This is a genomic window from Romboutsia sp., from assembly GCF_051659545.1.
GTDB lineage: Bacteria > Bacillota > Clostridia > Peptostreptococcales > Peptostreptococcaceae > JBOFOR01.
In genome coordinates this window covers 17,934-29,475 of record NZ_JBOFOR010000124.1, presented here as the reverse complement: position 1 = coordinate 29,475, position 11,542 = coordinate 17,934, and the positions used below count along the sequence as shown (strand labels likewise).

Annotated in this window: 13 protein-coding genes; 10 read left to right on the top strand and 3 right to left on the bottom strand. The window is 29.0% G+C overall.

Annotation, left to right across the window (positions count from 1 at the left end; genetic code table 11):
- The 3 genes from ACRC03_RS07240 to ACRC03_RS07230 all read left to right on the top strand — a co-directional run.
- Positions 1–467, top strand: a 467-nt coding sequence (locus ACRC03_RS07240; protein ID WP_438651890.1) for a fumarate hydratase, incomplete at its 5' end; no start/stop codon positions are given.
- 9 nt (positions 468–476) lie between these two features.
- The gene (locus ACRC03_RS07235; protein ID WP_438651889.1) at positions 477–1,022 is read left to right on the top strand and encodes a Fe-S-containing hydro-lyase; all 546 of its coding nucleotides are present in this window, start codon (positions 477–479) and stop codon (positions 1,020–1,022) included.
- Positions 1,012–2,196, top strand: coding sequence for an NAD(P)-dependent malic enzyme (locus ACRC03_RS07230; protein ID WP_438651888.1), 1,185 nt, complete (start codon positions 1,012–1,014; stop codon positions 2,194–2,196). The genes ACRC03_RS07235 and ACRC03_RS07230 overlap by 11 nt, the downstream gene beginning before the upstream one ends.
- A gap of 209 nt (positions 2,197–2,405) precedes the next feature.
- Here ACRC03_RS07230 and ACRC03_RS07225 read toward each other — a convergent pair whose 3' ends face one another.
- Positions 2,406–2,573, bottom strand: a complete 168-nt coding sequence (locus ACRC03_RS07225; protein ID WP_438651887.1) for a hypothetical protein — start codon at positions 2,571–2,573, stop codon at positions 2,406–2,408.
- A 323-nt stretch (positions 2,574–2,896) separates the two neighbouring features.
- Here ACRC03_RS07225 and ACRC03_RS07220 point away from each other — a divergent pair, with 323 nt between their 5' ends.
- The 7 genes from ACRC03_RS07220 to ACRC03_RS07190 all read left to right on the top strand — a co-directional run bounded on the left by ACRC03_RS07220 (position 2,897) and on the right by ACRC03_RS07190 (position 9,467).
- Positions 2,897–3,400 carry an SGNH/GDSL hydrolase family protein gene (locus ACRC03_RS07220; protein WP_438651892.1) on the top strand — a complete coding sequence of 168 codons (504 nt, stop codon included), beginning with the start codon at positions 2,897–2,899 and terminating at the stop codon, positions 3,398–3,400.
- Positions 3,401–3,621: 221 nt separating this feature from the next.
- Positions 3,622–4,767 (top strand): 5-bromo-4-chloroindolyl phosphate hydrolysis family protein, encoded by a 1,146-nt coding sequence (locus tag ACRC03_RS07215; RefSeq protein WP_438651886.1) that lies wholly within the window; start codon positions 3,622–3,624, stop codon positions 4,765–4,767.
- A gap of 27 nt (positions 4,768–4,794) precedes the next feature.
- The gene (locus ACRC03_RS07210; RefSeq protein WP_438651885.1) at positions 4,795–5,940 is read left to right on the top strand and encodes a toxic anion resistance protein; all 1,146 of its coding nucleotides are present in this window, start codon (positions 4,795–4,797) and stop codon (positions 5,938–5,940) included.
- A 132-nt stretch (positions 5,941–6,072) separates the two neighbouring features.
- On the top strand, positions 6,073–6,834 hold the full coding sequence (locus ACRC03_RS07205) for a MerR family transcriptional regulator (RefSeq protein ID WP_438651884.1): 762 nt from the start codon (positions 6,073–6,075) through the stop codon (positions 6,832–6,834).
- A 130-nt stretch (positions 6,835–6,964) separates the two neighbouring features.
- On the top strand, positions 6,965–7,189 hold the full coding sequence (locus ACRC03_RS07200) for a sigma factor (RefSeq protein ID WP_438651883.1): 225 nt from the start codon (positions 6,965–6,967) through the stop codon (positions 7,187–7,189).
- Positions 7,171–8,421 carry a hypothetical protein gene (locus ACRC03_RS07195; RefSeq protein WP_438651882.1) on the top strand — a complete coding sequence of 417 codons (1,251 nt, stop codon included), beginning with the start codon at positions 7,171–7,173 and terminating at the stop codon, positions 8,419–8,421. The genes ACRC03_RS07200 and ACRC03_RS07195 overlap by 19 nt, the downstream gene beginning before the upstream one ends.
- 317 nt (positions 8,422–8,738) lie before the next feature.
- A complete protein-coding gene (locus ACRC03_RS07190; protein ID WP_438651881.1) occupies positions 8,739–9,467 on the top strand; it encodes a class I SAM-dependent methyltransferase in 729 nt (242 codons plus the stop codon).
- A gap of 87 nt (positions 9,468–9,554) precedes the next feature.
- On the opposite strand, the gene deoD is transcribed toward ACRC03_RS07190, so the two are convergent.
- Positions 9,555–10,262 carry a purine-nucleoside phosphorylase gene (gene deoD / locus ACRC03_RS07185; RefSeq protein WP_438651880.1) on the bottom strand — a complete coding sequence of 236 codons (708 nt, stop codon included), beginning with the start codon at positions 10,260–10,262 and terminating at the stop codon, positions 9,555–9,557.
- 137 nt (positions 10,263–10,399) lie between these two features.
- On the bottom strand, positions 10,400–11,440 hold the full coding sequence (locus ACRC03_RS07180; protein WP_438651879.1) for a BMP family lipoprotein: 1,041 nt from the start codon (positions 11,438–11,440) through the stop codon (positions 10,400–10,402).
- Positions 11,441–11,542: the final 102 nt, after the last annotated feature.

The following is an 11,542-nucleotide window of genomic DNA, read 5'->3' as shown; positions in this document are numbered from 1 at the left end:
CAATTATTCATTATGACATAGTAAAAGGAAATGAATTAACTATAGAATTTGCTCCAAAGGGATTTGGTAGTGAAAATATGAGTAAGCTAAAAATGCTTAAACCATCAGATGGAATAGAAGGAATAAAACAATTTATAATCGATACTGTAAGTGAAGCAGGCCCAAACCCATGTCCTCCAATAGTAGTAGGGGTTGGAATTGGTGGCACCGTAGATAAATGTGCCCAAATAGCTAAAAAATCATTACTTAGAAATATAGGAGAACATCATAAAGACGAGATGATTTCTGATTTAGAAAAAGAGTTATTAATAAAAATAAATAATCTAGGCATTGGACCTCAAGGTTTAGGTGGAAATACAACTGCACTTTCTGTAAATATAGAAACATTCCCAACTCATATAGCAGGTCTGCCAGTAGTAGTAAATATAAATTGTCATGCATCAAGACACAAAAAAATTACTATATAGGAGGCGCATATGATAAAATTGCAAATGCCAATAAGTGAAGAACGTGTACGCAAACTAACTTGTGGGGATGTAGTTAGTATAAGTGGTATCATATATACAGGAAGAGATGCAGCTCATAAGAGATTGATTGAGTGCATAAATGATGGAGAAGCCTTGCCTTTTGAGGTGAAGGATCAAGGAATATATTATGTAGGACCAACACCAAGTAAACCGGGTGAAATAATAGGTTCAGCAGGACCTACTACAAGTTATAGAATGGATGATTTAACAATACCGCTTTTAGAACGTGGACTTAGAATCATGATAGGAAAAGGAAAAAGAAATGAAACAGTAATAGAAGGTATGAAGAAATATGGAGCTGTGTACTTAGCTGCAATAGGTGGAGCAGGTGCATATATTTCTAACTCTATTACTAGTTGTGAAGTAATAGCTTATGAAGATTTAGGAGCAGAAGCTGTAAGAAAATTAGAAGTAAAGGACCTACAATTAATAGTAGCAATAGATAGTTACGGGAACAACATATATGAAAAAGGGAGAGAGCAATATGCAAAATAATAAAAACTACTCAGAATTAGCATTAACAATGCATGAAGAAAATAGAGGGAAAATAAGTGTAGAAAGCAAGGTTAGAGTTAAAACTAGAGATGACTTATCTACTGCTTATACACCAGGTGTAGCAGAACCTTGTAGAAAAATACATAAAAATAAGGAAGACGTATATAAATATACATCAAAAGGAAACATGGTAGCAGTAGTAAGTGATGGTAGTGCTGTCCTTGGACTAGGGAATATAGGAGCAGATGCATCTATACCAGTTATGGAAGGAAAGGCACTATTATTCAAGGAATTTGCAGGTGTTGATGCATTTCCAATATGTCTAAAAACTCAAGAAGTAGATGAAATAGTAAACATAGTTAAGCAATTAGAACCAGTATTTGGAGGAATAAATTTAGAAGATATAAGTTCTCCTAGATGCTTTGAAATAGAAGCAAAATTAAAAAAAGAATTAGATATACCAGTATTCCATGATGATCAACATGGTACAGCAATAGTTGTTGCAGCAGCAGTAATAAACTATGTAAAACTAGCTAACAAAAAAATAGAAGATTTAGAAGTAGTAATAAATGGACCGGGAGCAGCAGGTATGGCTATAGGAAAAATATTACTTAGCATGAACATCAAGAACTTAATATTCTGCAACAAAGCAGGAGCTTTAAATGAAAAAATGGATAATTTAAACTGGGCTCAAAAAGAGATGCTAGATATAACAAATATAAGAAATGAAGAAGGTACTTTAGCAGAAGTTATAAAAGGAAAAGATATATTTATAGGAGTATCAGGACCGGGAGCTATGACTAAGGAAATGGTAGCAACTATGAATGAAAAATCTATGGTATTGGCTATGGCTAATCCAACACCAGAAATAATGCCAGAAGAAGCAAAAGCAGGAGGTGCCTTAGTAGTTGGTACAGGAAGAAGTGATTTCCCTAACCAAGTAAATAATGTGCTTGCATTCCCTGGAGTATTTAGAGGGGCTTTAGATGTTAGAGCAAGTGATATAAATGAAGAAATGAAAATATCAGCAGCTTATGCTATAGCAAATACTATAAGTGATGATGAAATTTCTCCTGAATATATACTTCCAGGTGCTTTTGATGAGAAGGTAGCTACTAATGTAGCTAAAGCTGTTATGAATGCAGCTTTAGAAACTAAGGTGAATAGAATATAGTGTGATTTTTAGAATTAAAAACAGTGAACCGTATCACAAGTAAGGGATAACGGTTAAAATTAAAAAATTATAGTTTATTTTGAATTTAAATCTGATATAATAATTATATAAATAAAAAATGCTTAGTGCGCCAACACTAAGCATCCTTAGAACATTTATTTATGTTTTAGGGCTATCGGAATAAGTTAATAAAAATTAGCATTAAAGAATTAGCACTGATCTTTGCTGGATGGAGTGCTTTTTTCTTTGCTTTTTATTTCTATATCAAGTCCGATTACTTTAACTTTAATTCGTATGTAATTAAAAAATATGTTACTTTTGCTAGTAAAACTAACAATAATAACTAAAAGTACTGTTATTAATAAGAATTCAAGCATATCCGATACCACCTCCTTTGAGTTTAGTGAAAATCACCAACAACCCAGGGAGGGTAAAACGTCCAAAACCTCCGTAGCCATCCATCTACGGATATAAAATTTACTTAGATAGTAGAACATAAAATATGAGTAAAAGATATATGATTAAAATACTCATACTTTGATAGAGAGGTGATAAGTGAATGAGAGATAGAAGTATATTTGTTATAGGGGATAGCATATCAATTCATTATGGACCATATTTAAAAGAAATGATAAAGGATAAATTTAAGTATGATAGGAAAAGAGGAATGGATTAAGCTTTAACTGAGTTAGATAAACCAATAGGAGCTAATTCTGGAGATAGTGCAATGGTTTTAGAATATCTAAAAGAAGAAAAGCTAAAACAAACTAAGTATGATGTTTTAATTATTAATTGTGGAATGCATGATATTAGAATAGACCGATATTTAAACAAAATAAAAATAAATCAACATGAGTATGAAACTAACTTAAATGAAATAATTGATATAGCTAAAAGTTTATCAAACAAAGTTATATGGGTAGGTACAACACCACTTATTGATGATGTACATAATTCAAGAAAAGAAGGATTTTTAAGATATAATAGAGACTTGAAAGCTTACAATAAGATAGCTAAAAATGTAATGAACAATAAGAATATTGATTTTATAGATTTATATCATTTTACCAAGAACCTAGGTGAAAATATATATTGTGATCATGTACATTTTACAGATGAAGTTAGAAGATTACAGCCAGCGTTCATATCAGGATACATAACCGTGCTCCGTAGAGTAAGGTACGGAAAACCGTACCACAAGTAAGTAAGGATTTAGCTTTAGGCATTAACATAATTTGCCTAAGGCTATTTTTATAATCAAATGTATTGTATCATAAGTAATAATATAGTTATTAGATTCATTTTAAGTTAGCAGTTACAATTAGTTAGATTATAAGATATAATAAACTTAAAATATTAACATAAGGGTATAGTATATATCGAGAGTTATATTAATTATAAGAAAAATAATCTGGAGGCAAGATAATGGATAAAAAGGATTTTTCTAAGTTAGAAGATCAAATTATGTCTACAGTTAGCAATGCACTTAAAGCAGTAGATTTTGTTAATTTGAAAAGAGATATAAACGACAAAACTGAGGATACCTTAAATCAATTTAAATCAAAGCTTAATGGGTATGGTGAAAAACATATGAGTTTAAATAAAAAACCTAAGAAGGATGTATCAACATATATTAGTAAAAGACCAGCTGGAAGTATATCAGGAATACTGTATATATTATTTGGTGCGATTGGAAGCTTAGTTTATGGTTTTTCAGCATTGATAATTTTAGTATTTAAGAAATTATTGAGTAGTATTGTTATCATAGATAGCCATATTATTATGTGGATTTTACTTGTATTATTTATAGTAAGTTTAAGTTTATTAATAAGAGGAATAAATTTAAGAAAAAGAGTAAAGCGTTTTAAAAATTATGTAAAAATTATTGGCAATAATAGTTTTTTCTTAATTAAAGACTTAGCGAAATTTTATAAAGAGAAAGAGAGTTTTGTCGTTAAAGACCTAAGTAAAATGATTGATTTAGGTATGTTTTTAGAAGGCCATATAGATGAAGAAAAAACTTATTTTATGTTAAATGATGAAGTCTATGATGACTACTTAAGTTTAAAAAAGGAACAAATGGAAATAGAAAGTAATAATAAAAAATTAAATGAAGAAACATATAGTTCAGAAAAAGAAGGAATAGAAGCTACAATTAAAATAGGAAGAAGTTATATTGAACAAATAAAAAATATAAAAAATGATCTTTATAAAGAAGAAATAGCTATAAAGTTAGATAAATTAGCAAACATTGCAACCCAAATACTTAGTCAGATTGAAAAAAATCCTAAAAAGATACAAGAAGTTAATAAATTTATAAATCATTATCTTCCTATTACGATAAAATTAATTAATTCATACAAAGATATAAATAATCAATTAGTTCAAGGGGAGAATATAGAAAATGCTAAAAGTGAAATTGAAAAGAGTATTGATCTTATCAATAGCGCTTTTGAAAACTTATTAGATGATTTATTCGAAGATGTTGTTTTAGATATTTCTACAGATATTTCTGTTCTTAAAACATTATTTAAACAAGAGGGATTAGCAGAAGATGATTTTAAAAAGTAAGTTTTAAATAAAAGGGAGGTATAGAAAATGAGTGATGAATTCAAAGAAGATTTTATTAATATAAAACCAGAATTAACTTTTCAACCATTACAAAAAGAAGTTCTTGATACAAAACTTGATACAAAAATAGAAAAAGAAATAATTGATGAAATAGAACTTACAGAAGAAGAAAAAAAAACGGTTGATCAATTTGTAGATAAAATAGAAATAAATAATTCAAATTCTATCTTACAATATGGAGTCGGTGCTCAAAAGAAAATTTCTGATTTTTCACAGTCAGCATTGAATAATGTAAAAACTAAAGATTTAGGTGAAATTGGGGAAATACTATCTAGTGTGGTTTATGAATTAAAGAACTTTGAAGACTCAGAAGATAAAAAAGGTATCTTAGGTTTCTTTAAAAAAGGGAAGGATAAGATTTCTCAGATGAAAATGAAATATGAAAATGTAGATAATGATATCACAAGAATGTGTAATATTCTTGAAATGCATCAGATACAGCTTCTAAAAGATATTGCTATGTTAGATAAGATGTATGAAATAAATAAAGTATATTTTAAAGAACTTTCTATGTATATCTTAGCTGGGAAAAAGAAACTTCAAAAATTAGAAAAGGAAGAACTTCCTAAATTACAAGAAAAAGCAAGGAATAGTGGGAACCCTCACGATGCTCAAGAATTAAATGATTTTGTGTCTCTTTGTAATCGATTTGATAAGAAAATTCACGATTTAGAATTAACCAAAATGATTTCGCTACAAATGGCTCCTCAAATTCGTTTAATTCAAAATAATGATTCGTTAATGTGTGAAAAAATACAATCTACAATTATAAATACTATCCCACTTTGGAAAAACCAAATGATTTTAGCACTTGGAGTTGCTCACGCTGCTAATGCTGCAAGAGTTCAAAGAGAAGTAACAGATATGACCAATGAACTTTTACGCAAAAATGCAGAAATATTAAAAACTTCAACTATAGAAACTGCAAGAGAGTCTGAAAGAGGAATTGTTGATATTGAAACACTTAGAGCTACTAATGAGTCATTAATTTCAACTCTTGATGAAATACTTAATATACAAACACAAGGACGCCAAAAACGTAAGGAAGCTGAAGTAGAATTAAGAAATATTGAAAATCAATTAAAAAATAAGCTTTTAGATTTTAAATATTAATATACCTAAGTAAAACAATCATAGAGAGCATACGTGTTCTCTATTTTAATATGCAAAATTATAAATATTAAAATATATATTGACATTAACGCTACGTAAAACCTTAATATATAAATATAAGGAGGTGGTAACATGGAATATACGATAAAAAGCTTTGCTGATTTGGCTGGAATAAGTACTAGAACATTGAGATACTATGATGAAATAGGATTATTAAAACCTTGCAGAGTAAATTCTTCAGGCTATAGAATATACAGCCAAAATGAAGTAGATTTACTACAACAAATTTTATTATATAGATCAATGGACATGAAACTTGAAGATATACAAAAAATAATGACCAGCCCAGAATTTGACGTTTACCAATCCTTAATAAATCATTATCAAGAATTACTTGATAAAAAAAATCAGATAGAGCAACTTATATCAACAGTAGAGAAAACAATAGCTTATAAAAAAGGAGAGGTAGATATGTCAAATAAAGAAAAGTTTGAAGGATTAAAAAAAGAAAAGATAGCTCAAAATGAAGCTAAATATGGAAAAGAAATTAGAGAAAAATATGGTGATGAAACTATAGAGAAATCTAACCAAAAGTTTTTAAACATGACTGAAGATGAGTTAAATACTATGAAAAAAGTAGAAGATGAAATGTTTGAAGCTTTAGAAAATGTTCTAAAAACAAAAGACTTAGACTCAGAAGATGCTAAAAGAGTATTTGAAAAACACAAAACATGGTTACATTTTACATGGCCTAAATACTCACCAGAAGCTCATTCAGGTTTAGCACAAATGTATGTCTGTGATGAGAGATTTGCAAAATATTATAATGATAGACTTAATACAGAAGAAGCAACGCCGATTTTAAGTGAGATAATAGTTAAATATGCAAAATAAAGATTTTTAAGCGCCAATTTTTTTATTGGCGTTATTTTTTTGAAAAAAATTAAAAATTTAGAGAACCAACTATAGGATAAAAACTATCTAATGTATAGAATAGAAGGAGATAAAGAAAAGGGAGGGATAAATGGAGATAGTTAAATTAGTAAAGAAAAGTAAAAATGGTAATAAGTCAGCTTTTTCAAATTTGATAAAAATTTGTGAAAAAGATTTATATAGAGTAGCAATAGCAATAACTAAAAATGAAGAGGATGCATTAGATTGCATACAAGAGACCATAGTACAAGCTTACATAAGTATAGATAATCTTAAGAATAATGAGTATTTTAAAGCTTGGACAAGAAAAAAGTAAAACCAAGAATAAAAATAGCAATGGTTGCTTCAATAGCAATGTTAGTAATGATAGGACCATCGATAGTAGGTGCAGCTAAGGAGGCATTAAATACTTATATACCGAGTTTAGGTAGTACTATAAAGATAGATAGCACAATATATTCACTAAAAAAACCAATAACAAAATCAGTAGATTCAAGAATCGTAACGGTAAGTGATATATATTATAATCAAGAATCAGAGTTTTTAATGGTAGAGGTAGAGGGGAATGGACAACTACCGAAGGACAAAGCTAAACTAACTATCAACAATAAAAAATTAAAAAGTTATGAATCAAGTGTAGGTAAAGTAGAGTATATGGACAGGAATATATCATGGATGGGAACTTATTTCTTTAAGTATCATAGGCCTTATAATGAAAAAGAAATAAAATTTAGTATGATTTTAGATAATGATAGTAAACTGGACTTTAATTGTAAATTAAATAAAGCTAAAAGTGTAGAAGATATAAGTGAATTAGGTCCAACAACTACAAACAAAGGAATAACAATTACAGCAGTAGTAGATGAAGAAAAGAACAAATTAAGTGTAAATTTATTACAGCATTTAGATTCTAATTATGTTTCTTTAAAATATGGAGCCCCATACTTAGATGAATATGAGTTAGAAAAACATGGAGAAAATGCAGTTACATTATATGATGCAAATAACAAAGAAGTGAAGGGAAGATACGATCAAGGGATATCTGGTAGTGAAGAAAAATTTATATTTGATATTAATGGACTAAAAAAACCATTTAAAATAGTTATTCCTCAAGTTAGTGCGACTTTTTTCAAAGGAGCTTCAAGTAGTCAAATTATTGAGTTGCCAATACCTAAGAATAATGACAAAGTATATATAAACAAAGAAATAACTTTAGAATCAAAAGATAAATTAGTAAAAGATAGCAACCAAAAGATAAAAATAATAAGTGTGGAAAAAGAAGATGATAGATATAAAGTAGAATTAAAACATTATAGTGAACAAAATGATATAACTAGACTAGAGCATTGTATAATAGTTCCTGTAGGAAAAAGTACTTCACCAAAAGCAAAAGACTGGTTTGAAGGTGGGCTTAGTGGAGGCGCAGTAGGAGAAGATGGAGAAGAAGTAGAATTTAAACTTCCATATCCAGATGAAGATAAACTTTATGTTGAAATAGAAGGAAGAAACTACATGATAAAAGGACCTTGGGAAATAGCTATAGACTAAATAAACTGTAGAATTAATTAGCAAGGTTTACTACAATTACTACTAAAAGTATTTTTAGGAAGGTACAAAGTTTTACTTTAATTATTAAAAATAATGTTTTAAATAGTAAAAACATGGTATATATATAATAAATTATCACAAAATATCCAACCATTAAATTAAACGACAAAATCACAAAAATGAGAGAGGTTTTTATAAATCTCTCTTATTTTATTTAGGAAAAAAATGAATAAAAGATTTATTAAATAAAATTAAATAGACCTATAAATAATAGGCAACAATAAATAGTACAAGTATTTTTAGAAAGGTAGAAAACTATGAAAAATAAATTAAACTATGGAATAGATGCCCCTGAAATTATTAGAAATAGAATTATTGTAGGGGTAGTATTTATAGTATTGGCTATAGGGATTTCTAAATTCTATCAAGATAGTATATTTATATTTAGATTATTACTAACAGGAATAATTAGCTTACTAGCTTTTACACTTATTTTTAGCTCTATAATGATGTTATTAAGCAGTAAGTTTGGTAAATTAAAAGAAGTAAATATGGTATTAGATATGTTAAATATCAAAGGTGACGAGTATGTATTAGATGCAGGATGTGGTAAAGGTCTTTATTTAATAGGCATAGCAAAAAGATTGATAAAAGGAAAAGTAGTTGGTATAGATAAATGGACTAAGGACTTATCTAATAATTGTAAAGAAAACACTCTACTTAATGCCAAAATAGAAGGTGTAATAGATAAAGTTAAAATTAGGACTGGAGATATGACAAAAATACCATATGAAGAAAAAACTTTTGACTTGATAATATCTAGCTTTGTAATTAACAATATTTTGGAAGAGAGTATGCGTAAAAAAGCACTTTTAGAAATTGTTAGAGTATTAAAAAATGGAGGAAAACTTTGTATTATAGATATGAAAAATATTGATGAGTACATAAATATTTTCAAAGAAAATGGTATATTAGATATTAGTATAACTAAAAGTAAGTACATATATCCTAGAGCAAAGATTATTATTGGAACAAAAACAAAATAATCTTATAAATATTTAATAGCCTATATCTAATACATAAGATATAGGCTATTAGTGATAATTTAATCCTAACTCTGTAGGATTGATTTTTTATGCTATTTCTAATGCTACTTCCATCATCTTAGTGAAAGCAGTTTGTCTTTCTTCAGCAGTAGTAGCTACTCCTTCAAGAGGTAGATCTGATATTGTTAATATACAAAGTGCATTAACACCAGCTCTAGCAGCATTCATGTATAGAGCAGAAGCTTCCATTTCAACAGCTAATACATTCATTTTGCTCCATGTTTTTAGTGCATCTAATCCACCATCGTTGTAGAATACATCACTTGATAAGATATTTCCAACTACAGCAGTTATATCCTTTTCTTTTGCTACATTGTAAGCTTTTTGAACTAAGTCAAAGCTAGCTATTGGTGCAAAAGTTCCAGGTAAATTGTATTGAGAAGCGTAATTAGAATCTGTACATGCTCCCATTGCTATTACTAGATCTTTTATTTTTAAATCAGGATGAATAGCTCCAGCAGAACCTATTCTTATAAGGTTTTTAACTCCATAGAAATGTATTAGTTCATAAGAGTATATTCCCATAGATGGTGCACCCATTCCACTTCCTTGAACTGAAATTCTCTTTCCTTTGTAGTAACCAGTATATCCGTACATTCCTCTAACTGTGTTGTACTGTACAGCATCTTCTAAAAAGTTTTCAGCTATAAATTTAGCTCTTAAAGGGTCTCCTGGTAGTAAGACAGTTTCAGCTATGTCTCCTAAATTTGCATTATTGTGTGGTGTTAATCCCATATTTATGTATCTCCTTGTTGAATGTTTTTATTTACTTTCCTACCAAATAGCATTTACTACTATTTAGGAGGAAAGCTTTTCTTATTATATCATAATTTAATACAATATTTTAGCAATTATAATTTAAAAGCAAAAGTCTATTGTTGTTTGAACTTTTTATATTCATCTTCAGTTTTAGGTACTTTTATTTCTCCCTTTTTAATTTTCTCGGCATGTTCTTCAACTAACTTTAAAATTTCAGGGTCAACATTTTTTGAAGTAGTTGGAGCTATACCAACAGCATCTTCAGCTAAACCAAATACACTTACTTCTCCGCCTTTAAACTTATTGTTTACTAAATCATTAATAGTGTTTAAAACAGCAGTATCAACTCTTTTCATAGCAGAAGTGATTACATTTTCTGGAGCTAGAGCATTTTGATCTTTATCAACACCTATAGCCATTTTATTATTTTCCTTGGCAGATTCTATAGCTCCAAGACCAGTACTACCAGCAGCACAGAAGATTACATCCGCATTGTTAGAGTACATTTGATTAGCTATAGCTTTACCTTTAGAAGCATCAGCATAAGTATCTGCATATTGTCTTAAAACCTTAGAAGAGCCACCAGCTTCAGCACCAGCTAGATATCCGTATTCAAAAGTTTCTATAATTGGAACTTTTGTCCCACCTATAAATCCTACTGTGCCAGTTTCACTTTTTTGACTAGCGATTAAGCCAGCTAAGTAAGCAGCTTCTTCAGCTTTGAACATTATTGAGTTTACATTTTCAGGTTGTTCATCACCATACTCAAAATCTATTATTGCAAATTTTGTATCAGGGTAGTTTATTGCAGCATCTTTTATTGCAGCCTCCATTTGGAAACCTACTCCGATTACTAGATCAGAACCTTCATCTACTGCACTTTCTACATTTGGAACATAATCTGCTGTTTGTTTTGACTCTATAACTTGAACATCTACTCCTAATTCATCCTTAGCTTTTTTTAGTCCTTCCCATGCACTTTGATTGAAGGATTCATCGTTTATTCCACCAAGATCTGAAACTAATGTAACTTTTAATGGATTAGATGCATCATCTTTTGCACCAGCATCTTCTTTACTTGAACTACATCCAACTAAAGCAGAAGTTGTTACTGATAAAATAATACCCATAGATAATAACTTTTTTAAATTCATATTTTAGCCCCCTTAAGTATAATGAATATATCTTCGTCTAAATTGTACAGGATAACGTTGACAAAAACAATGAAATTTTTCTAAAAAATAGATTAAAACACC